This is a genomic window from Neisseria sp. P0004.S004 (assembly GCF_051963335.1).
Taxonomy (GTDB): domain Bacteria; phylum Pseudomonadota; class Gammaproteobacteria; order Burkholderiales; family Neisseriaceae; genus Neisseria.
Genome location: NZ_JBQCUK010000002.1, coordinates 100,024 through 126,014, shown reverse-complemented (window position 1 = coordinate 126,014; position 25,991 = coordinate 100,024). Strand labels below are relative to the sequence as shown.

Genomic DNA, 25,991 nt, shown 5'->3' with positions numbered 1-25,991 from the left:
AAAGTTCGTGGTTTTTCAGACGGCCTGAAATAAAAAGGCCGTCTGAAAACGAAAACAGGCATACCTTTGCAGATATGCCTGTTTGTCATTCTAAAATCAATAACGCAGATTGTTACCCACATTGTCCATAATGCGCGGCGTGATGAAAATCAACAGCTCACGGCGGTTTTCACGCTTGCCGCGTGATTTGAACAAATTGCCGACAACGGGAATATCGCCCAAAACGGGGACTTTGTTCACTGCGTTGGTGCTTTCTTCTTCGTAAATACCGCCGACAATCAGCGTACCGCCATCTTCAACCATGGCTTGGGTATTCAAGTGTTTGGTGTTGATACACTTGGTTGTCAGAGAATCCACGGTACAGTCGATCGGGGTATCGCGATTAATCTTCACAGTCATGATGATTTGACCGTCAGGCGTAATGTTCGGCGTTACGGTCAAGCCCAAAACGGCTTTCTTGAAGGTAATCGAAGTCGCACCGCTGGAAGAAGCTTCTTGGTAAGGGATTTCCGTACCGGATTCAATTTTGGCTTCTTTACGGTCTTGTGTCAGCACGCGTGGATTGGAAATGGTTTTGCTCTTACCTTGTTCTTCAGACGCGCTGATTTCCAAACCCAATGCGCCGGACGAGAATGCACGCACCAGCGCAATGCTGTTGACTGCGGCTGCGGTCGGCAGGCTGACGTTCGGATCCAAAGACCAAGTAGGATAGCCGACATCACCACGGTTAAACGAAGCATTGGTGTTATGGTTGGCTTGCGCATTGCTCCAGTTGCTGCCCCATGCCGTACGGCCGCTCGCACCACCGGAACCGAATTTAACGCCCAAATTGCGGAAGAAGGTATCTTCTGCTTCGACAATGCGCGCTTCAACCATCACTTGACGGGTCGGAACGTCCAATTCATCAATCAGTTTGCGGAATTTCTCAATCACGCCGCGGTTGTCGGTTACGATCAGCGTATTGGTGGCCGGATCGATTAAGGCGCTGCCTCGGTTGCTCAACAGAGTGTTGCGGGTATTGGAATTATTGCTGTCGTATTCTTCCAAACGCAAAATTTTGCGGAATTCTTCCACGTTTTTGTATTTCAACTGGAAGGTTTGAGAATACAGCGGACCCAATTCGGCAATCTCTTTTTCAGCCTGCAAGAAGGCTTTGTCTTTTGCCAACAATTCATCGCGGGGGGCGATATTGATAATGTTGCCTTGACGGCGCATATCCAAATTGCGCGCCTGCATGACCAAATCCAAAGCCTGATCCCAAGGTACATCTTTCAAGGACAAAGTCATGGTGCCTTTGACGGTATCGCTGGCAACAATATTCACGCCGGATTCTTTCGCCAAAATCTGCAAGATGGTACGAACTTCTACATCTTGGAAATCCAAAGAAATTTTACGGCCTTTGAACGATTTGTTCGCATTGTGGTTCAAGCCGCCGGATTCGGTATTGGCGGCTTTAGGCGATACTTCAAATACAAAACGGCCTGAAGAAGCTTTGGTATTGATGTCCCAATTCGCATTATTGTTGCGGATAATGAGCTGGGTAGAATTGCCGATACGTTTGAGCGTAACGTTTTGTACAGGGGTATTGAAGTCAGCCACATCCAAACTGCGTTGCGCTTGTGTCGGCAGCGTATGGTTTTTCAATGTCACAACCACGCGGTCGCGCTGCTGTTTAATGTCCGGCTGTCCGCTAAAACCTGGGGCGGACAATTCAATAATGCCGGAATTGCGTGCGCCTTTGCGGAAATCGATATTGGCTGCTGAAACGGCTTGATAAGTCTGAGCAGCACGCGCGGTAGACGGCGTAGCCGCACGTTCATTGGCAATGGCAGCATTGGTTTGATCAGTAGATTCATTTACAAATACCCAAACTTCGTTGCCGCGAATCTCAGTATTGTATTGGCTGATTTTGTTCAAACCCAAAACCACGCGTGCACGGTCATTGTTTTGTGCCGCAGTAATTTGATGCAGCAATGGGTCGGCATATTCCAAAACAGGCTGAGGCAAACGGATATTGGTGTTGGCAAAATCCAATGCGATACGCGCCGGAGTAGATGTTACAAAACCATGAGGTGTAGTGACGTCTTTGTCGAAACGGATTTTGATGATTTTTTGGTTGTCAGGCAAAGTGGAAACGTTGATATCGGTAATATTGCCTGCAAAGGCCGTCTGAACAGCGAGGGCAACGCTGAAGCCGGCAAATAATTTTGTCATGTGCTTGGTTTTCATAATCGAGTGAGACCCCTAAATTAATTTGAATTCGAACTATCGGAGCTATTGGAAGAATCCGCCTCTTTACTGCTCAATGGCAATTCGGCCTTCCGGTACACCCAGTTGCCGTAGCTGTCTTCAACTTGCTCGGTCAAGATAATTTTGTCTTCGGTAATACTTTGGATTCTGCCGTAATTCTGACCGATGTAGTTTCCGGGATAAACGGTATAAACATGGTCGTTAACCTTGATAAATCCGGAAACTTTGCCGCCGCTTTGCAGCGTTCCGACAAAGGCCATATTTTCCAAACTGAAGGCTTCCAATGTTTCTTTCGGACGGTTCACATCCGGCGCATTGCCGCCTTTAGGCGCAGTGTCCAAACGGCGTGAATCAAACGCATTCATGCCTTTAAAGTTCGGCGGGCTATACGGCTTAGGCAATGTAACCGTCGGCTCTTCAAACGGAATAATCTTGGATTTTGCTTCCTGACGGGTTTGCGTCATCCATTGAGTCAAATCTTCATAGCTTTGCGTACAGGCTGCCAAGGGAAGAAGACTTAAGAGTAAGATGATTTTTTTCATGATTTCCCTATTCTTTTATTTTTGCTCATTCTCGGCAGGTTTGCCTTCTTCTTGTTCCTGTTGCGCAGCCAATTCAGCAGCAATCTCTTCGGCCGGACGGGCTTTGTAAGTCGTCGCAATCGCGCTCAATGTCAACTCGCCTTTATTGCCTTTGCCTTCTTTGTCCTCGCCTGCGTTCACAAGTTTCAAAGAATCTAAAGTAATAATGCGCGACAAATCGCCTACATCACGGGTAAATTGGCTGATCTGTGAGTATTTGCCTGTGATGGAAATCTGATACGGCAGTTTTTGAATCGGACCATCGTTTTCAGGTTGGAGCGGTGCAACGCTATCCAAACGCAATCCGTTGGTTGAGCCTGCCTGATGCAATTCTTGAATCAGGTTCGGAATTTCCGCATCGGTCGGCAATTGTTTCAACAAAACGTCGAATGCAGAACGGATCGAAGCCAATTCAGCCTTCAAATTGTTCAAGCTCGCCGCCTGAATGCTTTTACGCGTAAAGGTTTCCTTCAGCTCATCTTCTTTGGCTTCCTGCGTATTCAAGGTTTCAATCTGATCTTTAAAGACGCCGACATAGCCCAAAGCCAACATGCCGACAATCAATAAACCTGCCAGCAAAAGTTTTGAAGGCATATTGAGCAGATACAGGTTTTGTACGTCCAATTGTTTCAGGTTTTTAGATGCCATTATTGAGCCTCCGGAGCAGGTTCGGCCACAGGTTCGGCCACTTCACCGCTGCTTTGAGCAGTCGGTGCGGGAGCCGGCGTATTCACCTGATTGATTGAAGATTTCAAAGTAAATTCTTGGTAGTTATCTACTTTTTTAATGCTCAACAATTCAGGCTGCAAGAAAATACCTGTACTTGGCAGGGAGCGCATCATAACAGCGATTTTATTGTCGCTGATGGCATGGCCGCTGATTTTATAGCTGGTCGGGCTTTCGGCTTCCAACGCGGTCAAATAAGTATTATCGGGCGTAAGCGTATTCAAAGAATCAAGGATATAGGCCGCTTGATAGCGTTTTTCCTGCAATTCTTCCACTTTCAGCTTTTTAGCCAAGAAGGCTTCTTTTTCTTGCTGAAGTTTATCAATTTCGCCCAATTCCCTATCGAGTCTGTCGATTTCGGTTTGCAGGAAGTTGTTGCGCCCTTCTTGATTACTGATGGCGTTGTCAATACCGAGATAAGTTGCGGCCGCCAAGCCCAAACCCACGGCAAAAGCGCCAAGCATCAATATTTTGAATTGCTGCTGCTTGCGCTGTTTAATCTCTTCCCGATACGGAAGAAGGTTGATTCTGGTTAATTCGATCATGTTCTCAAAGTCCCCTTAATGCCAATCCGAACGCCAAAGTCAGTGACGGCGCATCAATTTGAAACTGCGGCAATTCTACTTTTGCACTGCGTTCCACATATGAAATCGGATGCAGATATTCTGTTGGCGTATTGGTTTGCGAGAAAATGCTTTCTGCCAAACCTGCCTGCTGCGCGGTAAAGCCGGTCAGCAGGATGTGTTTGATATTGTGAAAAGAATCAGTGGCCTGCGTGGTATAGTAAAATTGCAGAACACGCTGAACTTCTTGTGCAACCTGCACATTAAAACGGTCGGCAATCTGAGACTGGTAGTCGGAAGGCTTGTTTTGGGAAGCCATCATTTGAGCGGCTTTTTCTTCCGTTACCTGATAAGTACGCTGAATCAGCTGATTGAGCTGCTCTGTACTGACCGGCGTTTCCTGCTTGTAGAGAATACGGCCGTTTTGCAGAATCAGGGCATACATTTGAGTCGCATGAATGCCGAACACGGCAACTTTTTCCTCTGCCATTTCGGGAGCATGCGTATTCATCCAATAGACGAAGGCATTGCGTTGCGCCAGCGAGTCCAAATCCAAAGCGGACAAAGGCAGGCCGGCATTTTCAAACATTTCAATGCGCGGCTCGACATCGTCTTTTTTGGCGGCAACAGCTAAAACATGCTGGCTTGAACCGACTTCTTCAGCTTGAAAGTCGTAGTTCATTTCTTCAATAGGCGCAAATTGGCCGACTTCCGCCTCGATAAACTCTTCCAAGTCCAAATCGGTATCACGCGGGTTGTAAATAATTTGCTCAACTGTCGCCAAATTTTGTGGCACAGCAGCAACAATATTTTTGCAAGAACTGCGTAATTGTGTGTAAGTATGTTGGATGTAAGTAGCAAGCTGATCGTAGTCTTGAATTTTGTTGCCTTTGACAATATTTTTAGGCAATTTGGTAATAACGTATTTTTCCAGCTGAATTTGGTTTAAACTACGGCCTGTCAGTTGTACCATCTTAATGGCATGTTGGCTGATGTCGACGCCGATGGCAGAGCGGTTGTTCAATCCGCTAGAAGCCTTGCCTGTTTTGGTATCTTTCGTGCTTTTAAATAAGCGCATGATTTGACTTCCCTGTATCATTTAGGAGTGAGTAACTGTTTCGTTATCCGTAAAGGACTTCTTATTCTTTACACAGTATTGACTGTGGCTGATAGAAATCGTTTCCCATTTTACTTTATTTATCGCCATTAATGGCAAAATTATTACCTAGTCATGATTAAAAAGATTATAACGACCTGCATGGGTCTCTTATTAGGACTGGCTCTTTTCGGCGTGGGGCTGATTGCAATTGCAATTTTGGTCACCTATCCGAAGCTGCCGTCTTTGGACACTTTACAACACTACAAACCCAAAATGCCGCTGACGATTTATTCTTCAGACGGCCAAGTGATTGGCGTTTACGGCGAGCAACGGCGTGAATTCACCAAAATCGGGGACTTTCCCAAAGTTTTGAAAAATGCCGTGATTGCCGCCGAAGACAAACGCTTCTATGACCACTGGGGCGTGGACGTTTGGGGTGTGGCGCGCGCCGCGATCGGCAACGTCATGGCTGGCGGCGTCCAATCCGGTGCCAGTACGATTACGCAACAGGTTGCTAAAAACTTTTACCTGAGCAGCGAGCGCTCGTTCACCCGTAAATTCAACGAAGCACTGTTGGCCTACAAAATCGAGCAGTCTTTAAGCAAAGACAAGATTTTGGAGCTGTACTTCAACCAAATCTATTTGGGTCAACGCGCTTATGGTTTTGCATCTGCCGCTCAAATTTATTTCAATAAAAATGTTAACGAATTAACATTGGCCGAAGCCGCCATGCTGGCTGGCTTGCCCAAAGCCCCTTCCGCCTACAATCCGATTGTGAACCCTGAGCGTGCCAAACTGCGTCAGGCTTATATTCTGAACAATATGCTGGAAGAAGGCATGATTACCCTGCAGCAACGCGATCAGGCTTTGAAAGAAGAGTTGCATTACGAGCGTTTTGTACAAAACATCGATCAAAGCGCCCTGTACGTTGCCGAAATGGTGCGTCAAGAGCTGTTTGAGAAATACGGCGAAGATGCCTACACTCAAGGCTTCAAGGTATATACCACCGTCGACACCGCACACCAGCGCGTGGCCACTGAAGCCCTGCGTAAAGTTCTGCGCAATTTCGACCGCGGCAGCAGCTACCGCGGTGCAGAAAACTACATCGACCTGAGCAAAAGCGACAACGTAGAAGAAACTGTCAGCCAATACCTTTCTACGCTTTACACCGTCGATAAAATGATTCCGGCAGTTGTATTGGAAGCCTCCCGTAAAGGTGTACAGATTCAGTTGCCAAGCGGCCGTAAAGTGACGCTGAACAGCCACGCTTTAGGCTTTGCCGCCCGTGCCGTCAACAACGAAAAAATGGGGGATGACCGCATCCGTCGCGGCTCCGTCATTCGCGTTAAAGGCAGCGGCGATACCTTTACCGTTGTTCAAGAGCCTTTGCTACAAGGCGCATTGGTGTCTTTAGATGCGAAAACGGGCGCAGTCCGCGCATTGGTCGGCGGCTACGACTACCACAGCAAAACCTTCAACCGCGCAACTCAAGCCATGCGCCAACCCGGCTCTACGTTCAAACCGTTCGTTTATTCCGCCGCTTTGGCAAAAGGCATGACTGCTTCCACCATGATTAACGATGCGCCGATTTCCCTGCCGGGCAAAGGTGCAAATGGCAAAGTGTGGAACCCGAAAAATTCAGACGGCCGCTATTCCGGTTACATCACGCTGCGCCAGGCTTTGACCGCTTCGAAAAACATGGTGTCCATCCGCATCCTAATGTCTATCGGTATCGGTTACGCGCAACAATACATCCAACGCTTCGGCTTCAAGCCGTCTGAAATTCCTGCCAGCCTGTCTATGGCTTTGGGTACAGGCGAAACCACGCCGTTGCGTATTGCAGAAGGTTACAGCGTCTTTGCCAACGGCGGTTACAAAGTATCTGCCCACGTCATCGACAAAATCTACGACAGCCAAGGCCGTCTGAGAGCGCAAATGCAACCTTTGGTAGCCGGTGAGAACGCACCTCAGGCCATTGACCCGCGCAACGCCTACATCATGTACAAAATCATGCAAGACGTTGTCCGTGTCGGTACCGCACGCGGTGCAGCCGCACTCGGCCGCGCCGACATCGCCGGTAAAACCGGTACCACCAACGACAACAAAGACGCATGGTTTGTCGGCTTCAACCCTAGCGTTGTGACTGCCGTCTATATCGGCTTTGACAAACCGCGCAGCATGGGTCGTGCAGGCTATGGTGGTACAATCGCCGTACCGGTTTGGGTAGAATATATGCGCTTCGCCCTGAAAGGTACCAGCGTCAAACCGATGAAAGCTCCTGAGGGCGTGGTTTCGAACGGTGGCGAAGTGTATATGCGCGAACGCATGACCACTAGCTCCGACCTGGCCTTGGACAACAGCGGCGTTGCTCCGCATCCCGCTCAATCTGCCCGTCGCGCGGTTCCGAATGAAAACCGCCGCCGTGCCGAGAGCAACACTGCGCCAGCCCGTGAAGAATTAGACGAAACCCCAGTTCTGCCAAGCAATACCGGCAACAATAACAAACAACAACTGGACTCTCTGTTCTAATGTTCTAAAGCAAGGCCGTCTGAAACGTTCAGACGGCCTTTTTTGAGAAAATTCAAAGCAAAACCATGATTGATTTACACTGCCATTCAACCGTTTCAGACGGCATGTTGTCTCCAACCGAAGTTGTCCGACTCGCCCGTCAAAACGGTTGCACCCTGCTCGCCCTAACCGACCACGACCATACCGGCGGACTTGCCGAAGCACGTGCCGAAGCCGATACCCTCGGCCTCCCCTTCGTCAACGGCGTGGAAATATCCGTCACTTGGCGCGGCCGCACCATCCACGTTGTCGGCTTGGACTTTGACGAACACAACGAAGCCCTGCAAAACCTGCTTGCAGAAGTCCGCAAAGGCCGTCTGAAACGATTGGAAGCCATCGCGGCCAAGCTGGAGAAAAAAGGCATAACAGGCGCGTATGAAGGCGCACTCGCATTGGCTGCCAACAAAGAAATGGCCAGCCGCACCCACATTGCCGAATTCCTCATCCGCGAAGGCCATGTCAAAAACAAACAGCAGGCATTTACCAAATATCTGGGCGACGGCAGCTCCTGTTCCGTCAGACATGAATGGGCCACATTGGAAGACTGCGTAGCCGCGATTACAGGCGCGGGCGGCATGGCCATTATCGCCCACCCGATGCGCTATGAATTATCCGCCACCGCCAAACGAAACCTGTTTCAAGAGTTTAAAAATCTCGGCGGCGCAGGAATTGAAGTGCACAGCGGTAACTGCTGTAAAAACGACCGCCTCAACTATGCCCTGCTTGCCGACCGTTTCGACTTTCTCGCCAGCGCAGGCAGTGACTTCCACCGCCCCAACGACTTCAGCGGCGGCATACTCGGCGCCTGCCCCGACTTACCCGAACAATGCCGTCCTGTCTGGAAACACTTTAAGGCCGTCTGAATTTTTGACAGCAATTTTTCAGACGGCCCGCCAAGTATGAGACAGTTATAAACATATCACACTCTACATATTGAAACTGCCTGCCCGATACACCATAATAACCCTATAAATACCCCAAAAATAAAGGTTAACGCCATGTGCCAACTGCTCGGCATGAATTGCAACACGCCCACAGACATCATGTTTTCTTTTGAAGGCTTCCGCCGTCGTGGCGGCATTACCGACCACCATGCCGACGGCTTCGGTATCGGTTTTTTTGAAGGCAAAGGCGTGCGCTTGTTTCACGACGACAAACCCAGCGCCAACTCTCCCGTTGCCGACTTGGTACGCGCCTACCAAATCAAATCTGAAAACGTTATCGCCCATATCCGCAAGGCCTCACAAGGCCAGACCTCATTGGCGAACACTCATCCCTTCATGCGCGAGATGTGGGGCGAATATTGGCTGTTTGCCCACAACGGCCATTTGATTGATTTTTTCCCCGAGCAGGGCGAGTACTACCATGCCGTCGGCTCAACCGATTCCGAACGCGCGTTCTGCTTTATTCTCAACCGCCTGCGCAGCCGCTTTGCCACCAAGCCCGAACCTGAAGTTTTGTTTGACGCCATTGCCGGCCTAACCCATGAAATCCGCCGCTACGGCTTGTTTAATTTCGTGATGTCCAACGGCGACTGCCTGTTTGCCCATGCCAGTACTTTGCTTCACTACATCGTGCGCAAAGCCCCGTTTGGCAAAGCACGTTTGCTGGACGATGATGTCATGGTCGATTTTTCAGAGGTGACCACCCCGAACGATAAAGTTTCCGTCATCGCCACCCTGCCCCTGACACGAGATGAAACCTGGTCGCAATTGGCAGTCAATGAATTAGTGATGTTTCAAGACGGCGACATTGTCCTCAGCGACCGCCCCGACAATCCGGTTTACATGAGCGCGGAAGAAGGTTTGGAAATCGCCCGTGCCGTCGGCGTATCGGTTTGACGTTTGATTGACTGAAAAACACAAGGCCGTCTGAAAAGCCCGACTTCGCCAAAGTTGCCCTTTCAGACGGCCTTTTTATACCTAAATTCTACGCAAAAGCCTTTACTATACGAAAATAACGCAATCCGCTACAATAATAGTTCACAAACAATAAATTCAATTGCTTAGCGACCTTGCCGAGCGTATGACAAGGAAACCCGATGAAGTGCCCGTTTTGCCAACACCCCAACACTCAAGTAACCGACTCGCGATGGCTGGAAGACACCAACAGCATCCGTCGCCGCCGCAAATGCTTGGAATGCGGACAACGCTTCAGCACTTTTGAAACCGTTGAAATGCGGATGCCGCAAGTCATCAAATCCAACGGCACACGGGTTCCCTTCAATCCGCACAAACTGCAGACCAGCCTTGAGCGCGCGCTGCACAAACGCCCTGTCACGCAAGAACAAATCGACGAAACCGTTGCCCTGATCGAGCAGCGCCTCTACCGTTTGGGCAAAAAAGAAGTCGCTTCGCGCATCGTCGGCGAAATGGCGATGGAGGAGCTGGCAAAAATCGACCAAGTTGCCTATGTCCGCTTCGCGTCCGTCTATAAAAGCTTTAAAGACGTTTCCGAATTCACCCAAGTCATCGCCGAATGCAAAGCCAAATAAGGCCGTCTGAAACCATGTTTTCCGCACTTGATACCCAAATGATGCAAACCGCCCTCGAGCTGGCCAAGCTTGGGCGGTTTTCTACTTCCCCCAATCCCCGCGTCGGTTGCGTGATTGCACACGGCGCCCAAATCGTCGGACAAGGTTTCCACGTCAAAGCAGGCGAGCCGCACGCCGAAGTTCACGCATTGAGGCAAGCCGGAGCGGCGGCAAAAGGCGCAACAGCCTATGTCACGCTGGAGCCTTGCAGCCATTACGGCCGTACACCGCCATGCGCCGAAGCGCTGATTCATTCCGGCGTAGCACGCGTGGTCGCCGCCATGACCGACCCTAACCCGTTGGTCGCAGGCAAAGGTTTGTCCATGCTGGAAGCCGCCGGAATCCGTACCGAAAGCGGTTTGCTGGAAGCGCAGGCGCGCGAGCTCAACCGTGGCTTTCTGTCGCGTATCGAACGCGGCAGACCGTTTATCCGCCTCAAATGCGCCGCCAGTTTGGACGGCAAAACCGCCCTTTTAGACGGCCGCAGCTTTTGGATTACCGGCGAAGCGGCGCGCGAAGACGTACAGATTCTCCGCGCCGAAAGTTGCGCCGTTTTGACCGGTATCGGTACCGTACTTGCCGACAACCCGAAACTCAACGTCCGCAGCTTCCCCACCTTGCGCCAACCTGCGCGCATCGTCTTAGACAGCCGGCTGCAAATCCCTTTGGACTGCCACCTCGTGACCGATACCGACAGCCCGACCGTTATCGTTACCCTTTCCTCAGACGAACAACGTTTGCAGGCGCTGGGTAAATTTGAACATATCCGCATCATCAGGCCGTCTGAACACATCAACGGCCGCATCAATCTTCCTTCCCTCATGCCGCAACTGGCAGAGCTTGGCTTTGGCGAAGTTCTGGTAGAAGCCGGCTCAACACTTGCCTCAGCCTTCCTGAAGGATGACTTGGTGGATGAAATCGTCCTCTACCAAGCGCCGAAACTGTTAGGCGCAGGCAAACCTCTTTTCTCCCTCCCTGAAAATCCGGCCGCCCTACTTTCAGACGGCCCTTGGCACAGTCAATCGGTAGAAATCATCGGGCAGGACATCAAATGGGTTCTACGGAAAAATCCGTCTGATTGCTTGTCATAAATAATTTAATTATTTTCAATAGAGTTATTCTATTGTTTATACAGCAATAAATGTGATTTATTCATCAATCTATTATAATGACTATAGCGTATTTCAATTTAAAACTTTGACTTAGGCTCATTATAATTAACCTGATTGTCAACAAAATTCTTTTTTTCTTCACGAAATAATAAACTTTTAAAATAAGTTAAGCCGAGAAAATTTATTAAAAGTTTTTATTCTAGAAGGGTTTTAAACGACATAACCGACAGCTTGATTTCATAAACCAAGCATTTGACAGAAAAATATCCAAAATTAAAACATGTGGTTGCATAAAACCTTTTAAAATTAAATATTCAAAAATACCGTTTCCATACCTCAGAGGCCGTCTGAACGACCGTTAAACTTTTTTGATTGAGACGAATCTGATAAATGCTTATGATTTCGTCTGCTGGGATTATAAGTACGGTTTTGAGGCTTCACACGATACGGCAGCAGCAAACAACTCAGGCATCGGGCAAACACTCCCGATTTACTCATTCATTACACGAAAGACATCATGAAAAACATTACGATACAAAAATTTGCCGATAAGACCGCAAAAATCGGCATCGTCGGTTTAGGCTACGTCGGTTTACCACTGATGCTGCGCTATGTGGACATCGGTTACCAAGTTTTGGGTTTCGACATCGACAAAACCAAAGTCGACAAGCTCAACAAAGGCGAAAGCTACATCGAGCATATTCCTTCCGACAAAATTGCCGCCGCTTCAAACAGCCTGTTTGAAGCCACCACCGACTTCTCCCGCATCGGCGAAGTAGAAGCCGTGATTTTGTGCGTACCGACTCCGCTGAACAAATACCGCGAACCGGACATGAGCTTTGTGATCGACACTACCGACGCGGTCAAACCTTACCTGCGCGCCGGTCAAGTGCTGTCCTTGGAATCCACCACCTACCCCGGCACTACCGAAGAAGAATTGCTGCCGCGCATGGAAGAAGGCGGCTTGAAAGTCGGTCAAGACGTGTTCTTGGTTTACTCTCCTGAGCGCGAAGACCCGGGTAACCCTAACTTCGAAACCCGTACCATCCCCAAAGTCATTGGCGGCCATACCCCTGCTTGTTTGGAAGTCGGCCTGGCACTGTACCAACCCGCCATCGATAAAGTTGTTCCGGTAAGCTCCACCAAAGCGGCCGAGCTGACCAAACTTTTGGAAAACATCCACCGCGCCGTAAACATCGGCTTGGTGAACGAGATGAAAATCGTTGCCGATAAAATGGGCATCGACATTCACGAAGTCATCAATGCCGCCGCAACCAAACCGTTCGGCTTCGTTGCTTATTACCCGGGCCCCGGCTTGGGCGGCCACTGTATCCCTATCGACCCGTTCTACCTGACTTGGAAAGCCCGCGAATACGGCGTAAACACCCGCTTCATCGAGCTGGCAGGCGAAGTGAACTCCCACATGCCCGACTATGTTATCGAAAAAGTCGGCCTGGCTTTGAACGACCACAACCGTTCCATCAAAGACAGCAAAATCTTGGTTTTGGGTATCGCCTATAAGAAAAACGTGGACGATATGCGTGAAAGCCCGTCTGTGGAAGTGATGGACCGCCTGCACAAACTGGGCGCAGTGGTTTCCTACTCCGACCCGCACGTTCCAGAGTTCCCACACATCCCAGGCCACCACTACTTCGACCTGAAGAGTGAAGCGCTGACCCCTGAAACTGTCGCCCAATACGACTGCGTGGTTCTGACCACCGATCACGACAAATTCGACTATGACATGATAACCGAACATGCCAAGCTGATTGTCGATACGCGCGGCAAATTCCCAGTGAAAAATCCTAAAGTCATCAAAGCATAATCTTGCTTCAGACGCATCCGGCTGCCTCCGGTTTCCCCACCGGGACGGCGGCCGGTTTCCCAAGGCCATTTGTTTTTCAGACGGCCTTGGGAAACCGGCAACGGTGACAACGCATCTCTTACGAAAAACGCTCAGCTCGAACTTCCGGCCGTCTGAAAACAAATAATATGAACGCGAAAAAAATCCTCGGCTACGCATTGGGCCCGATAGGAAGCGCCGCTTTCGGCCTGCTTTCCCTGCCGCTCATCTCATGGTACTTCCCTGCGGAAGACATCGGCCGTATTGTACTCTTGCAGACCATTGCCGGATTGAGCATCCTGTTGCTGGGCCTGGGTTTGGACCAATCCTATATTCGCGACTATTACGCCGTTAAAGACAAGGCCGCGCTGTTCAAATCCGTTTTTTTATCGCCATTAATTCTGACGGTGGCGGTTGTGGTTTTAGTGTTGCTGATAAACGCATCATGGCCGTCTGAAATCATTTTCGACATCCCCAGTGCGAATTTGGGAATTCTCTTCCTGATTTTCTTGGCCACCACGCTGATTATCCGTTTTTTAGCCTTGATTTTGCGGATGAAAGAGCAGGCACTGGCTTTTTCACTCAGCCAGCTTGCGCCGAAATTTTTGATTTTGGTGTTGGTTTTTGCCGTGATTGCTTCCGGCTTGCCCGCCAATACCACTTCGCTGGTTTTTGCCTATACCGCCGCCCAAGTGCTGACCGTTGCGCTGTTGATCTATCAACTGCGCCGAGACCTGCAAGCCGTTTCCCATGCGAAATGGTCGCCTGAGCTGCATCGGGACGGCCTGCGCTACGGCCTGCCGCTGGCATTCGGCAACTTGGCCTATTGGGGTTTGACGTCGATTGACCGCTTTGTCCTCAAGAATATCTCGGGCTTGGACGAGTTGGGTATTTATTCGATGGCAGTCAGCTTTGGCGCCGTCGCCTTGATTTTCCAAAGCGTGTTCTCCACCATTTGGGCGCCTTTGGTGTTCAAATGGGTGGAAGAAAAAACCAATCTGGACAAAATCGGCGACATCACGCTTTCCATGACCGTCCTCATCAGCGCAATGATTTGCCTTATCGGGATTTTCTCGCCGATGGCGACCTGGATACTGCCGGAAAAATACACGCAGGTTCAATTTATCCTGCTCTCGTGTATGCTCTTCCCCCTGTTTTACACGCTGACCGAAGTCAGCGGCATCGGTTTGAACGTCGTCCGCTCGACTTGGCTGATTACCGCCATCAACATCGTTGCCTTTATCGCCAATACCGCCCTGCTCTATCTGCTGGTGCCGAAATTCGGTGCAAAAGGTGCGGCTATGGCCAGCGCAACGGCTTTTTGGCTGTTTTTCATCTTGAAAACCGAATTCTCTTCACGCCTGTGGCAACCTTTGCCGCGCCTGAAGATTTATACCAACTCAACGCTCTGCCTGATAATCTGCCTTGCCTACACTTGGCTGGGTACGCGCGACAACTATATTTGGTTTGCGCTGGCATGGGCAGTCGGACTGGGTTTCCTGTTCCTAAAATACAAACACGCATTATTTGCCGCGACCGAAAAAATCAAAGCCAAATTAAACCGTTCGGCAAAATAGCCAACCTGAGATTCACGTCTCTACGATAACAACAGCACGACTATGAAAATAAAACGTCTGAACTTATACACTTACATCCTATACATCATGCTCGCAGCCTATATGCTGGGGCCCGCGCTGTCCTTCAAGGTCGGCGTGCCGCGTATCGACAACCCCTTGACCCTGATATTTGTACTGCTTGGTTTTGTCGTATTTTTTCTGGAAAGCAAGCATATTCCGCGCAAGATTTTCGCTATGCTCTGCGCCCTGACTGCCATGTGCATCTGGCCTGCCATCCACATGGGCATTACATCGCTGACGCCGACGCAGTACATGGATATTTTGTTTTTTATGGCGGTTCCGGCTTTCTTCTACTTGTTTTACCAAGTATTGAAGCGCGCCGACGACCCTTTGAGGACAATTCAGAAGTTCCTCGTCGTATTTACGCTGTTTATCGCCGTGCCGCCGTTTGCAGAGCTGGCCACCGGTATTCAGTTTGTGAGTGCCAGCGATGAGTTGGCTATTGACGAAGGCTCGCTCAAGGGCTTGTTCTTTAACCCGAACAACCTTGCCGCCACCGCAGTCTGCCTTGCGCCTGCCATTTTGTTTTTCTTCCAACTCCAAGGACGGAAACACAAAGAAAAACTGCTGGGCTGGGGCTTGTTCCTGCTGTTGGGCATGGCCATTTTCGCCAGCGTATCGCGTACCGCCATCGGCTGTTACCTGTTAATTTTGCTGGTTTATACGGCCTATCGCAAAAACGGTTTTATTACGGTCGGCGTAGCAGGTTTGCTGGCGTTGGTGTTGTCGATGATTCCGTCTCGCGCAATTGCGGAATTTTTGCTCTCACTCAACGGCAACCAGTTTTTGGAACGCTTTTCCAGCCGCGTGTACCTCTTCCTGTACGACTTGGGCAGCGACAACTCCGTGTCCTACCGTCAGGAGATTTACAACTACTTCTGGAACAACCCGCCCCTGCTGCTGACCGGCTACGGCCCTAAAAACTTCCGCGAATATTTCGGCGGCCATTTGAGCGGCAGCTTGGGCTTTGAAAACCCGCACAGCTTCATCATCGAGCTGTATCTGGGTTTCGGCATGATTTCCCTGCTCGGCTTTATTGCCTTTGTGGCGTGTTATTTCCTCTATACCGCCTCAAACCGAGCAGTAACCGGCAAATCACGCGTTTTGGCTTGGGTTGCCTTAGGCATTTTCCTGCTGGCCGGTTTTATTCCGTCCACTATTTTGCGTATGCCGTTTATCTGGCTGCCCTGCCTGCTGATTTTTATTTACAGCGTATTTGTCGCGCCCAAGCTGAAAGATATGGCCGCTTACGCATACAACGAAACACTATACGATACGAAGAAACCATCATGAAAATCATCCTGACTACCTCCATGTCCGGCCTCGGTGGCACTGAAAACGCCACTTTTCGCCTCGGCCGCCTGCTCAAACAACGCGGACACGATATCGTATTGGCCTCTTCAGACGGCCCTTTGATTCAGGAAGCGCAAGCATTGGGCATCCGTTGGCAGCCGATTGATTTTTATCAAGGCGGGCTTTTGGGTTACATCAAAGGCATGTTTGCCTACATGAAACTGCTGAAAAAAGAGAAACCTGATGTGATTCACTGCCAAATGGCGCGTATCGTTCCGGCCTGCGCCATTGCGGCCAAGTTTGCCTCGCCGAAAACCAAAGTGTTCTACCATGCGCGCGGCCTTGATCCGGAAACTTATCCGAAAATTGCCAAGCTTTTCGACAAGCTGGGCGTGTACATCATCGGCAACTGCAAACACGAACGCGAAAAACTCATCCGTTACGGTTTCCCTGCCAACCGCATCACCTACACTTACAACGCCCTGCACAAAGCGGATTACGTTCCTGAAAAAACAGTCAAAGACTATGTCCAACTGGGCACGCTTTCCCGTTTGGACACCGTCCGCGCCGTGCATCTGATGTTGGACATTCTCAAGAAAATGGTTGACCGCGGTATGCCTGTACGCCTTAACGTTGCAGGCATCGGCGAAGAAATGGACAACCTCAAAGCCCAAGCCAAACGTTTGGGCATCGAAGACAAGGTTACTTTCCTCGGCGGCGTCCGCGACTTGACCGGCTACTTCAAAGAAGTCGATATTTTGGTGAACACGCCGCATTGCGTGGGCGACCACGGTGCAGGCGTCGGCAACAATATTTTGGAAGCCGGCCTTTACGACACACCTGTCGTGACCTACAACATGGCGGGCATTTCCGAAATGGTCATCACCGGCCAAACCGGCTACTGCATTCCTTTCGGCGATGACGAAGCGTTTATCGAAGCCGTCGATACACTCATCAAACATCCAGAGTTGCGCGGTCAAATGGGCAAAGCCCTGCACAAACATGTCGAAACTTTATGCTCCGACGACGAAATCTACCGCACCACCATGGCTGCGTACAAAATGTAAGGCCGTCTGAAACATGAACATTACCATCGTCGCCCCTTATTGCTCGCTGCCGTCCGAGCCGCATTTCAACCGCTTCTGGTATCTTGCCGAGCTGTTGTCGCAGTCGCATGACGTGTTGCTGATTACCAGCAATTTCAAACACTACGACAAATCTTTCAGACGGCCCGAAGATGCAAAGGCCGCCTCACAAGGCCGTCTGAAAGTGATGTTGTTGGAAGAAAGCGGATACAGCAAAAACGTGTCTTTAGGGCGCGTGACCAGCCATCACCGCTTCGTCAAACATTTTGAAAAATGGTTGGAAAACTGCCGTCCGGGAGAACAAGACGTCGTCTTTTCCGCCTATCCGCTGATTGCTACCAACCTGCTCTTGGGCAAACACAAAGCGCGTTTGGGCTACAAGCTGATTGTCGATGTGCAGGACGTATGGCCAGAGTCCTTCTCTTCGGTCGTACCGTTTTTGAAAAAAGTACCGCACAACCTGCTGCCCTTTGCTTCACGCGCCAACCAAGCCTACCGCTACGCCGACGCGCTGGTCGCCGTATCGCAGACTTATCTCGACCGCGCCAAAGAAGCCAATCCGAATGTACCCGGCGAAGTCGTCTATATCGGCGCGGATTTTCCGAAACTCGATGCCGCGCCTGCCAAAAATTTCGGCGACGACAAAACCCGCTTCTTCTACTTGGGCACGCTCAGTTACAGCTATGACGTGGAAACCGTGTGCAAAGGCGTTCGCAAGCTGTTAGATGCCGGCGAAAATGTCGAATTGCACATCATGGGCGGTGGCCCCGATTTGGACAGGCTCAAACAATACGCCTGCGACGGCATCAAGTTTTACGGCTACATTCCTTACGCCGAAATGATGTCTGTCGCCAAGGGCTGCGACATCTCCGTCAACGCCATCCACTCTTACGCCATGCAGTCGATTACCAACAAACTGTCCGACTATATGGCTTTGCAAAAACCGATTCTGAACAGCCAGGTCAACGACGAAGTTGCCGAAGTCCTCACCCTGCTGCCGCATGCGAACTACCGTTCTGGCGATGTGGAAAGCTTCGTTAAAGCCGCCAAAGATATGTTGAAGCGCAAAGACGATCCTGTTCAGTCCGAAGAAATCGTCCGCCGCTTCAAGCGCGACGTTGCCTATCAAAAAATCGTCAACCTGATTGAAAGATTAGCTCATGAATAAATTTTTCAAACGCCTGTTTGACATTGTTGCCTCCGCCTCAGGGCTGATTATCCTGTCGCCTGTGTTTTTGATTTTGGTGTACCTCATCCGCAAAAACTTAGGCTCGCCCGTGTTCTTCATCCAAGAGCGGCCGGGCAAGGATGGCAAGCCGTTCAAAATGATTAAATTCCGCTCCATGCGTGATGCAATCGATAAAGACGGCAACCCCCTCCCGGACAGCGAACGCCTGACCGATTTCGGCAAAAAATTACGTGCTACCAGCTTGGACGAACTTCCTGAATTATGGAATGTCTTAAAAGGCGAGATGAGTCTGGTTGGCCCTCGTCCGCTGCTGATGCACTACCTGCCGTTGTACAACGACTTCCAAAACCGCCGCCACGAAATGAAACCGGGCGTGACCGGTTGGGCGCAAGTCAATGGCCGCAACGCTATTTCATGGGACGAAAAGTTCGCCCACGATGTTTGGTACATCGACCACTTCAGCTTCTGGCTGGATATTAAAATTTTGTTCCTGACGGTTAAAAAAGTCTTCGTCAAAGAAGGCATCTCAGCCGAAGGAGAAGCCACTATGCCTTATTTCACGGGTAATAAAACTGATGAAAAAAAATAACATACTGATTCTGTCGGCAGGCCGCCGCGTCGAATTGGTGCAGGACTTCCAAACCGAAGCCGCACGTTTTTCAGACGGCATCGGCGTATTTGCCACTGACCTCAATCCCCACATGTCTTCAGCCTGTCATGTCGCCGACCGCGCTTTCAGCGTACCGCGCATCGACGCAGCCGAATACATCGACAGCATTTTCGAACTGGCCAAACAACACAACATCGGCCTGATTGTGCCGACCATCGATACCGAACTGCTCAAGCTGGCCGAAGCACGCGACCGTTTTGAAGCCGAAGGAATACACATCGTCATTTCCGACGCCAAACTGATTACCCTGTGTCGCGACAAGCGCCTGACCGCAGGCCTGTTTGCACAATACGGCATCCGTTCGCCTGAAATTTACGAACGGGACAGCCTGGCCTTCCCGTGTTTTGCCAAGCCTTACGACGGCAGCCGCGCCATCGGTGCGAAAAAAATCAACACACCGGCCGATCTGACCGCCGACATTGCCGAAGATCCGAAAATGATGTTCGCCCAATACATCGATATTGAAAATGCTTTTTCCGAGTTTACCGTCGATATGTATTACGACCGTCAAGGCCGTCTGAAATGCGCCATTCCTCGCGAACGTTTGGAAGTGCGCACCGGCGAAGTCAGCAAAGGCGCGACCCGGCGCAATGCCCTGTATGAAGAGCTGGTTGAAAAAATGGCCGTATTGGAAGGCGCACGCGGCTGCATTACCGCGCAGTTCTTCGTCAGCAAAACCGACAATACGACCTACGGCGTGGAAATCAACCCGCGTTTCGGCGGCGGTTTCCCACTGACCTACGCCGCAGGCGGCAACTATCCGGGCTGGCTGATTCAAGAATACATCGGCGGCCAAGACATTCCCTTCTCCGACGACTGGGAAAACAATTTAATCATGCTTCGTTATGATGCTAAGGTTTTGGTAAGAGAACATGATTAAGCCGGAAGAATCCGTCATCGTTTTTGACCTTGACGATACGCTTTACTCCGAACATGACTACAAATGCTCCGGAATACGGGCAGTTGTAGAGATGATTACGTCGCTTTATCCGCAATACAATGCCGGCGTACTATATGAAATTGCCGACAATAAAAGTAAAGACTGGCTCGACAATTTGTGTCATCATTGCAAATTAAACGAATCAGAGAAACAATCACTCTTGTGGCAATATCGACTGCATCGGCCTGCCATCCGACCCTATGTCGAACCGTCTTTTTTACGGAAGCTGATGCGCCCTTTTGCCGCACGCGCCCTGATTACAGACGGCCGCAGCCTGACACAGCGGTTGAAAATACAGGCCTTGGGCCTGACCGATTTGTTTGACGACATTTTGATTTCGGAAGCCATGCAATCGGAAAAACCCGACGATAAGCGTTTTGTCTTCCTGCAAAACAAATATCCGGCCGCAAAACGTTTTATTTACATCGGCGACAACATCAAAAAAGATTTTGTCGCACCCAACAAACTGGGTTGGCTCTCCATAGGCATCATGCCTAAGCCGCACAATATTCATCAAGCCGAGCCCGAGCAATACGGCCGTGAATACCAGCCCACCCTTTGGATAAACACCCTGGAAGAATTGACTACACTGACAACTTCCGCCACCGAAAAAGCAAATGCATAAGGGACATTTCTCCATGAAAATCTTATTTATGGGTCGTAAACAGGTTTCCGCCAACCTGCTTCGTTTTTTGACCAAACAAGACCATATCGAAATCGTCGGCGTTTTGACCGACAGCCATCTGCAAGGCTCGCCGACCACGGCTGCCGCGCAGGAATTGGGCCTGCCCCTGTACACCTTCGATACGGCTTTGGAAGCAATGCGTGAAGGCCGTCTGAAATACGATTTGGGCTTGTCCGTCCTTTACTGGCGCAAGCTGCGTGATGAATTCCTGAGCATTCCGACTTTGGGCACGATCAACTTCCACCCTGCGCTGTTGCCTGAATACAAAGGCACAGGCGGCTACAACCTGGCCATCATGGATGAGCTGAACGAATGGGGCAACACCGCCCACTACGTCGATGCCTCCATCGACACCGGCGAAATCATCGAAGTGGACCGCTTCCCCATCGATGCCGAAACAGAAACCGCCCAATCGCTCGAACGCAAAACCATGCAGGCGCTGGAACCGTTCGCACAACGCATCATCGCCCGCGCCATCGAGTCGAAAACCAAATTGCCGACCACGCCCAACATCGGCGGCCGCTACGTCAGCCGCGACGAAATGGAAGCCATGAAGCAAATCCTCGACGGCGACAATATCGAGAAGAAAATCCGCGCCTTCTGGTTCCCTCCTTACGACGGCGCATACGTCGAAATCAACGGTCAGAAATACACCCTGATCAACCGCCAACTGCTGGAAGAAATCGCCCCCAAAGGCTCAACCAGTCTTTTTGCAGGAAAAACAAATGCTTAATACATCACTCTCCCCATGGCCAAGCTTTACTCAAGAAGAAGCCGATGCCGTTTCCAAAGTCCTGCTGTCCAACAAAGTCAACTACTGGACAGGTACGGAATGTCGCGAATTTGAAAAAGAATTTGCTGCCTTTGTCGGCACGCAATACGCCGTCGCCCTTTCCAACGGTACGTTGGCTTTGGACGTAGCCCTCAAAGCAATGGGCATCGGCCAAGGCGATGATGTGATTGTCACTTCGCGCACCTTCTTGGCTTCCGCGTCCTGCATCGTAACCGCCGGCGCCAATCCGGTTTTCGCCGATATCGATTTAAACAGCCAAAACATCAGCGCCGAAACCATCAAAGCCGCGCTGACACCAAACACTAAAGCCATCATCGTGGTTCACCTTGCCGGCATGCCTGCCGAAATGGACGACATCATGGCTTTGGCCAAAGAACATAACTTGTGGGTTATCGAAGACTGCGCCCAAGCACACGGCGCGAAATACAAAGGCAAATCCGTCGGCTCTATCGGCCACGTCGGCGCTTGGTCGTTCTGCCAAGACAAAATCATGACCACCGGCGGCGAAGGCGGCATGGTCACCACCAACGACAAAGAGCTGTGGAGCAAAATGTGGTCGTACAAAGACCACGGCAAAAGCTACGATGCCGTGTACCACCGCGAACACGCACCCGGTTTCCGCTGGCTGCACGAAAGCTTCGGTACCAACTGGCGCATGTTGGAAATGCAGGCGGTCATCGGTCGCATCCAGCTCAAACGCATGCCCGGATGGACGGCGCGCCGCCAAGAAAACGCCGCCAAACTGGCTGAAAGCTTGGGCAAATTCGCCAGCATCCGTTTGGTTGAAGTGGCCGACTACATCGAACACGCACAATACAAGTTCTACGCCTTCGTCAAACCCGAACACCTGAAAGAAGGCTGGACGCGCGACCGCATCGTCAGCGAACTGAACGCGCGCAAAGTCCCCTGCTATCAAGGCAGCTGCTCCGAAGTGTATTTGGAAAAAGCCTTCGACAACACGCCTTGGCGTCCGAAAGAGCGGCTGAAAAACGCTGTCCAACTGGGCGACACCAGCCTGATGTTCTTGGTGCATCCGACACTGACCGATGAAGAAATTGCGTTCTGCAAAAAAAACATAGAAGCCGTATTGACTGAAGCCACGGCATAATCATTTTCAGACGGCCTGCAACCTCAGGCCGTCTGAAAAAAGCAAAACAGCCTGCTTCAAACAATCCGTACCAAGCCACATTACAACACTCAGACACACGTAAAAAATAAAATGAACTTGGAAACCCTGCTGGCTCTGCCGCGCAATCTAAAAAAAACCTTCTTCGTCATTCACGATATCTTGATGATCTTCGTGGCATTTTGGTTTGCCCAAAGCCTTAAAGTGCAATACTCCGACGAATGGTTGAGTATCGCCAACTGGCTGGCTTTCGGTAGCACCGCGTTGCTGACCATCATCCTTTTCATCCGTATTGGCCTCTACCGCGCCGTTACGCGCTTCGTCAGCGTCCGCGTCCTGACCGCCGCCGCATTCGGCAGCATTATTTCAGCGGTCTTGTTCTGCCTGACCACCCTGGTTTTTGAACAAAAACTGCACCTTGCCCTGCCCATCGTCTATTTCTTGGTCTTGGTGGTCGGCGTAACCAGCTCGCGCATGATCCTGCGCGCGATTCTGACCGACCACCACCGCAAGCAGATGACACCCGTCATCATCTACGGCGCAGGCCAATCCGGCCGCCAATTGCTGGAAGCCATCAAACAGGTTAACGAATACTCGGCCATCGCCTTTGTCGATGACAACCCGAAAATCCAACGCACCGTCATCTATGACCTTGCCGTCTACAACCCCAACGAAATCCCGATGCTGATCAGCCGCTACGGCGTTCGCAAAATTCTGCTGGCGATTCCAAGTTCTACGCCTGAAGAACGCAAAGACATCATCCGCCGCCTCGAAGCATACAAATGCGAAGTCCTGACCATTCCGGGCATGAAAGATTTGGTGGACGGCAAAATCAGCGTCAGCTCATTGAAAAAAATCTCCGTGGTCGATTTGCTCGGCCGCGCCCCTGTGGCACCGCGCCCTGAATTGATGAGTGCCGACATCAGCGACAAAGTCGTGATGGTGACCGGCGCAGGCGGCTCTATCGGCTCCGAGCTTTGCCGTCAAATTCTCAACTGCCGTCCGACCAAACTGCTGTTGTTTGAATTGTCCGAATTCGCCCTGTACAGCATAGACAAAGAATTGCGCGAAACCCAAGCCGCGCAAGGCAGCCAAGTCGAAGTCGTACCGCTTTTGGGTTCGGTTCAAAACAAAGAACGCCTCAGCAGCGTCATGAAGGCCTACCAAGTCGATACCGTCTATCATGCCGCAGCCTACAAACATGTCCCTATGGTCGAGTTCAACACCATCGAAGGCATTCAAAACAACGTGTTCGGCACACTCTGCTGCGCACAGGCTGCCGTAGATGCTGGCGTTTCCACCTTTGTTTTGATTTCCACCGACAAAGCCGTCCGCCCGACCAACACCATGGGCGCCAGCAAACGCATGGCCGAACTCTGCCTGCAAGCCCTTGCCGCCGAGCCGGAACAAAAAACACGCTTCTGCATGGTGCGTTTCGGCAATGTATTGGGTTCGTCCGGCTCCGTTGTCCCGGTATTTGAAAAACAAATTGCCGAAGGCGGCCCGATTACCCTGACCCACCAAGACATTACCCGCTACTTCATGACCATTCCCGAAGCGGCGCAACTGGTTATCCAAGCCGGCGCAATGGGTAAAGGCGGCGACGTTTTCGTCCTCGACATGGGCGAATCCGTCAAAATCATCGACCTTGCCCGTCAAATGATTGTCCTCAGCGGCCTCAAAGTCAAAGACGAGCAACACCCGCACGGCGACATCGAAATCAAGATTACCGGCCTGCGCCCGGGCGAGAAACTTTATGAAGAACTGCTCATCGGCGACGAGGTGCAAAAAACCACTCATCCCCGGATTATGACCGCCAGTGAAGTAATGCTTCCATGGACGCAATTATCTGACATACTGTCGGAACTCCAAACCGCTTGTCTCCAAAGCGACCAAAACAGCCTGCGCCAGCTTCTGTTGCGCGCACCGACAGGCTTCGTACCTAAAGACGGTATCTGCGACTTGGTTTGGCAACAAAACAACAAGGCCGTCTGAACATTTTCAGACGGCCCGGACACCATACTGCAAGGACTACTACATGAAAAAAACGCTCTCCCTGCTTACTCTATTTGCACTGGCTGCCTGTAACAGCACGACAGTCATTCCCGGTTCGACCATCAAAACCCGAACCAAAACCATTGTTTACACCGACAACGACACCGCCGCCGATACCAACCTCGACAGCCGTGTTGCCGTTTACCCCATCACGCCCAACCTGATTGAAAAAATGCGTACGCCGCCCGTACTTTCCCAAGACAACCAAGGCTTGGAGCAAAGCAAAAGCGCTTACCGCTACCGCATCGGCAGCGGCGACGTCCTCAACATCATGGTTTGGGCGCATTCCGACCTCAACTCCCCTATCCAACAAAGCAACCCGCAAACCAACCAAGTCAGCCGCGGCGCCTGGGTGGATGAGGGCGGTTACATCACTTACCCGTTGGCAGGCAAAATCCAAGCCAAAGGCAAAACTTTGGACGAATTGCAAAACATCCTGACCAACCTTTTAAGACGCTACATCAAAAACCCTCAAGTCGCCATCAACGTTACCGAGTTCCGCTCGCAACGCGTTTCCGTTTCCGGCGCCATCAACCAAGCCGGCCAATTGCCGATTACCAATATCCCGATGACCATTTTGGATGCCATCAACCAAGCCGGCGGCGTTACCCAAAGCGCCGACACCCAGCACATCAAATGGACGCACAACGGCGTCGACCGCACCATCTCCCTGCAAAACATGCTGCAATACGGCGATATGTCGCAAAACCACCTCCTCAGCCATGGCGACATCGTTTACGTTCCTAACAGCAGCAACAACAAAATCTACATCATGGGTGAAGTCGGCAAACAAGCGACCCTGCCGATCGGCAACCACGGCCTCAACCTGACCCAAGCGCTCGGCGAAGTGGGAGGTATGAACCAAGCCTATGCGGATGCAACCGGCGTATTCGTGATCCGCCGCGTGCCTGAAGATGCGGCCAAACCTATCCACATCTACCAGCTCAACCTGAAAGATGCGACCTCTTACGCAATGGGCAGCGAATTCAAACTGCGTTCGGAAGACACCGTTTACGTTACCTCCGCCCCGGTTACCCGTTGGAACCGCGTAATGTCACAAATTACCAACTCCATCAGCAACGTCAACACCCTCGACAATACGTTTAAATAAGCAGTGGTTCCTGCTGTCAGACCCCGTTTGACAGCAGGATACAAAATCACGCACAATCCGACCAAATTACATAAACGGCATATAAAAGCCGTACACACCACACAAACGGAAAAGCAGTACCTTATAGTCTGA

General features: G+C 50.8%; 22 protein-coding genes. 17 read left to right on the top strand and 5 right to left on the bottom strand.

Features of this window, described 5'->3' with window-relative positions:
• Nucleotides 1–96 precede the first annotated feature (96 nt).
• From pilQ to pilM, 5 genes are read right to left on the bottom strand one after another with little or no spacing between them, the layout of a single operon-like run.
• Nucleotides 97–2,229 carry a type IV pilus secretin PilQ gene (gene pilQ, locus ACTHRY_RS02025; RefSeq protein ID WP_049322601.1) on the bottom strand — a complete coding sequence of 711 codons (2,133 nt, stop codon included), beginning with the start codon at nt 2,227–2,229 and terminating at the stop codon, nt 97–99.
• A gap of 20 nt (nt 2,230–2,249) precedes the next feature.
• The gene (locus ACTHRY_RS02020) at nt 2,250–2,792 is read right to left on the bottom strand and encodes a pilus assembly protein PilP (RefSeq protein ID WP_003684527.1); all 543 of its coding nucleotides are present in this window, start codon (nt 2,790–2,792) and stop codon (nt 2,250–2,252) included.
• A gap of 15 nt (nt 2,793–2,807) precedes the next feature.
• Entirely contained in the window at nt 2,808–3,479 is a 672-nt protein-coding gene (locus tag ACTHRY_RS02015; protein WP_049322603.1) for a type 4a pilus biogenesis protein PilO, read from the bottom strand.
• Nucleotides 3,479–4,102 carry a PilN domain-containing protein gene (locus tag ACTHRY_RS02010; RefSeq protein WP_049322604.1) on the bottom strand — a complete coding sequence of 208 codons (624 nt, stop codon included), beginning with the start codon at nt 4,100–4,102 and terminating at the stop codon, nt 3,479–3,481. Before ACTHRY_RS02010 ends, ACTHRY_RS02015 begins: the two co-directional genes overlap by 1 nt.
• A gap of 4 nt (nt 4,103–4,106) precedes the next feature.
• On the bottom strand, nt 4,107–5,198 hold the full coding sequence (pilM, locus tag ACTHRY_RS02005) for a type IV pilus biogenesis protein PilM (RefSeq protein WP_049322605.1): 1,092 nt from the start codon (nt 5,196–5,198) through the stop codon (nt 4,107–4,109).
• Between the two features lie 153 nt (nt 5,199–5,351).
• On the opposite strand from pilM, the gene ACTHRY_RS02000 reads away from it, so the two are divergent.
• The 17 genes from ACTHRY_RS02000 to ACTHRY_RS01920 all read left to right on the top strand — a co-directional run bounded on the left by ACTHRY_RS02000 (nt 5,352) and on the right by ACTHRY_RS01920 (nt 25,859).
• Complete coding sequence (locus ACTHRY_RS02000) at nt 5,352–7,748, top strand: penicillin-binding protein 1A (protein WP_049322606.1); 2,397 nt, start codon at nt 5,352–5,354, stop codon at nt 7,746–7,748.
• Nucleotides 7,749–7,813: 65 nt separating this feature from the next.
• Nucleotides 7,814–8,650: a PHP domain-containing protein gene (locus ACTHRY_RS01995; protein WP_049322607.1), complete on the top strand. Its 837-nt coding sequence runs from the start codon at nt 7,814–7,816 to the stop codon at nt 8,648–8,650.
• Nucleotides 8,651–8,785: 135 nt separating this feature from the next.
• Nucleotides 8,786–9,628: a class II glutamine amidotransferase gene (locus ACTHRY_RS01990; RefSeq protein ID WP_036492810.1), complete on the top strand. Its 843-nt coding sequence runs from the start codon at nt 8,786–8,788 to the stop codon at nt 9,626–9,628.
• A 200-nt stretch (nt 9,629–9,828) separates the two neighbouring features.
• A complete protein-coding gene (nrdR, locus tag ACTHRY_RS01985) occupies nt 9,829–10,281 on the top strand; it encodes a transcriptional regulator NrdR (protein WP_003748978.1) in 453 nt (150 codons plus the stop codon).
• Between the two features lie 14 nt (nt 10,282–10,295).
• Nucleotides 10,296–11,411, top strand: coding sequence for a bifunctional diaminohydroxyphosphoribosylaminopyrimidine deaminase/5-amino-6-(5-phosphoribosylamino)uracil reductase RibD (gene ribD, locus ACTHRY_RS01980; RefSeq protein WP_049322608.1), 1,116 nt, complete (start codon nt 10,296–10,298; stop codon nt 11,409–11,411).
• A gap of 538 nt (nt 11,412–11,949) precedes the next feature.
• Nucleotides 11,950–13,257, top strand: coding sequence for a nucleotide sugar dehydrogenase (locus ACTHRY_RS01975; RefSeq protein WP_036492804.1), 1,308 nt, complete (start codon nt 11,950–11,952; stop codon nt 13,255–13,257).
• A 167-nt stretch (nt 13,258–13,424) separates the two neighbouring features.
• Entirely contained in the window at nt 13,425–14,852 is a 1,428-nt protein-coding gene (locus ACTHRY_RS01970) for an oligosaccharide flippase family protein (protein WP_049322609.1), read from the top strand.
• A 42-nt stretch (nt 14,853–14,894) separates the two neighbouring features.
• Nucleotides 14,895–16,205, top strand: coding sequence for an O-antigen ligase family protein (locus tag ACTHRY_RS01965; protein ID WP_049322610.1), 1,311 nt, complete (start codon nt 14,895–14,897; stop codon nt 16,203–16,205).
• Nucleotides 16,202–17,272 carry a glycosyltransferase family 4 protein gene (locus tag ACTHRY_RS01960; RefSeq protein ID WP_049322611.1) on the top strand — a complete coding sequence of 357 codons (1,071 nt, stop codon included), beginning with the start codon at nt 16,202–16,204 and terminating at the stop codon, nt 17,270–17,272. The genes ACTHRY_RS01965 and ACTHRY_RS01960 overlap by 4 nt, the downstream gene beginning before the upstream one ends.
• Before the next feature lie 13 nt (nt 17,273–17,285).
• A complete protein-coding gene (locus ACTHRY_RS01955; protein ID WP_049322612.1) occupies nt 17,286–18,458 on the top strand; it encodes a glycosyltransferase in 1,173 nt (390 codons plus the stop codon).
• Entirely contained in the window at nt 18,451–19,068 is a 618-nt protein-coding gene (locus ACTHRY_RS01950) for a sugar transferase (protein WP_036492790.1), read from the top strand. Before ACTHRY_RS01955 ends, ACTHRY_RS01950 begins: the two co-directional genes overlap by 8 nt.
• Complete coding sequence (locus ACTHRY_RS01945; RefSeq protein WP_049322613.1) at nt 19,055–20,029, top strand: ATP-grasp domain-containing protein; 975 nt, start codon at nt 19,055–19,057, stop codon at nt 20,027–20,029. The genes ACTHRY_RS01950 and ACTHRY_RS01945 overlap by 14 nt, the downstream gene beginning before the upstream one ends.
• On the top strand, nt 20,022–20,714 hold the full coding sequence (locus ACTHRY_RS01940) for an HAD family hydrolase (protein WP_036492784.1): 693 nt from the start codon (nt 20,022–20,024) through the stop codon (nt 20,712–20,714). Before ACTHRY_RS01945 ends, ACTHRY_RS01940 begins: the two co-directional genes overlap by 8 nt.
• A gap of 13 nt (nt 20,715–20,727) precedes the next feature.
• Nucleotides 20,728–21,507, top strand: coding sequence for a methionyl-tRNA formyltransferase (locus tag ACTHRY_RS01935; protein ID WP_049322614.1), 780 nt, complete (start codon nt 20,728–20,730; stop codon nt 21,505–21,507).
• On the top strand, nt 21,500–22,675 hold the full coding sequence (locus ACTHRY_RS01930) for a DegT/DnrJ/EryC1/StrS family aminotransferase (RefSeq protein ID WP_049322615.1): 1,176 nt from the start codon (nt 21,500–21,502) through the stop codon (nt 22,673–22,675). The genes ACTHRY_RS01935 and ACTHRY_RS01930 overlap by 8 nt, the downstream gene beginning before the upstream one ends.
• Nucleotides 22,676–22,786: 111 nt before the next feature.
• Entirely contained in the window at nt 22,787–24,688 is a 1,902-nt protein-coding gene (locus ACTHRY_RS01925; RefSeq protein ID WP_003749000.1) for a polysaccharide biosynthesis protein, read from the top strand.
• A gap of 43 nt (nt 24,689–24,731) precedes the next feature.
• Nucleotides 24,732–25,859: a polysaccharide export protein gene (locus tag ACTHRY_RS01920; protein WP_440373990.1), complete on the top strand. Its 1,128-nt coding sequence runs from the start codon at nt 24,732–24,734 to the stop codon at nt 25,857–25,859.
• Nucleotides 25,860–25,991: the final 132 nt, after the last annotated feature.

What these genes read in the sequence shown, in the direction of transcription:
- pilM (WP_049322605.1), bottom strand. Translation starts at nt 5,198, where the DNA reads ATGCGCTTATTTAAAAGCACGAAAGATACCAAAACAGGCAAGGCTTCT.
- ACTHRY_RS01935 (WP_049322614.1), top strand. Translation starts at nt 20,728, where the DNA reads ATGAAAATCTTATTTATGGGTCGTAAACAGGTTTCCGCCAACCTGCTT.
- ACTHRY_RS02020 (WP_003684527.1), bottom strand. Translation starts at nt 2,792, where the DNA reads ATGAAAAAAATCATCTTACTCTTAAGTCTTCTTCCCTTGGCAGCCTGT.
- ACTHRY_RS01940 (WP_036492784.1), top strand. Translation starts at nt 20,022, where the DNA reads ATGATTAAGCCGGAAGAATCCGTCATCGTTTTTGACCTTGACGATACG.
- ACTHRY_RS01955 (WP_049322612.1), top strand. Translation starts at nt 17,286, where the DNA reads ATGAACATTACCATCGTCGCCCCTTATTGCTCGCTGCCGTCCGAGCCG.
- ACTHRY_RS01925 (WP_003749000.1), top strand. Translation starts at nt 22,787, where the DNA reads ATGAACTTGGAAACCCTGCTGGCTCTGCCGCGCAATCTAAAAAAAACC.
- ACTHRY_RS01930 (WP_049322615.1), top strand. Translation starts at nt 21,500, where the DNA reads ATGCTTAATACATCACTCTCCCCATGGCCAAGCTTTACTCAAGAAGAA.
- ACTHRY_RS01965 (WP_049322610.1), top strand. Translation starts at nt 14,895, where the DNA reads ATGAAAATAAAACGTCTGAACTTATACACTTACATCCTATACATCATG.
- ACTHRY_RS01920 (WP_440373990.1), top strand. Translation starts at nt 24,732, where the DNA reads ATGAAAAAAACGCTCTCCCTGCTTACTCTATTTGCACTGGCTGCCTGT.
- ACTHRY_RS01995 (WP_049322607.1), top strand. Translation starts at nt 7,814, where the DNA reads ATGATTGATTTACACTGCCATTCAACCGTTTCAGACGGCATGTTGTCT.
- nrdR (WP_003748978.1), top strand. Translation starts at nt 9,829, where the DNA reads ATGAAGTGCCCGTTTTGCCAACACCCCAACACTCAAGTAACCGACTCG.
- ACTHRY_RS01950 (WP_036492790.1), top strand. Translation starts at nt 18,451, where the DNA reads ATGAATAAATTTTTCAAACGCCTGTTTGACATTGTTGCCTCCGCCTCA.
- ACTHRY_RS01990 (WP_036492810.1), top strand. Translation starts at nt 8,786, where the DNA reads ATGTGCCAACTGCTCGGCATGAATTGCAACACGCCCACAGACATCATG.
- ACTHRY_RS02010 (WP_049322604.1), bottom strand. Translation starts at nt 4,102, where the DNA reads ATGATCGAATTAACCAGAATCAACCTTCTTCCGTATCGGGAAGAGATT.
- ACTHRY_RS01960 (WP_049322611.1), top strand. Translation starts at nt 16,202, where the DNA reads ATGAAAATCATCCTGACTACCTCCATGTCCGGCCTCGGTGGCACTGAA.
- ACTHRY_RS02000 (WP_049322606.1), top strand. Translation starts at nt 5,352, where the DNA reads ATGATTAAAAAGATTATAACGACCTGCATGGGTCTCTTATTAGGACTG.
- ACTHRY_RS01975 (WP_036492804.1), top strand. Translation starts at nt 11,950, where the DNA reads ATGAAAAACATTACGATACAAAAATTTGCCGATAAGACCGCAAAAATC.
- pilQ (WP_049322601.1), bottom strand. Translation starts at nt 2,229, where the DNA reads ATGAAAACCAAGCACATGACAAAATTATTTGCCGGCTTCAGCGTTGCC.
- ACTHRY_RS01945 (WP_049322613.1), top strand. Translation starts at nt 19,055, where the DNA reads ATGAAAAAAAATAACATACTGATTCTGTCGGCAGGCCGCCGCGTCGAA.
- ACTHRY_RS01970 (WP_049322609.1), top strand. Translation starts at nt 13,425, where the DNA reads ATGAACGCGAAAAAAATCCTCGGCTACGCATTGGGCCCGATAGGAAGC.
- ribD (WP_049322608.1), top strand. Translation starts at nt 10,296, where the DNA reads ATGTTTTCCGCACTTGATACCCAAATGATGCAAACCGCCCTCGAGCTG.
- ACTHRY_RS02015 (WP_049322603.1), bottom strand. Translation starts at nt 3,479, where the DNA reads ATGGCATCTAAAAACCTGAAACAATTGGACGTACAAAACCTGTATCTG.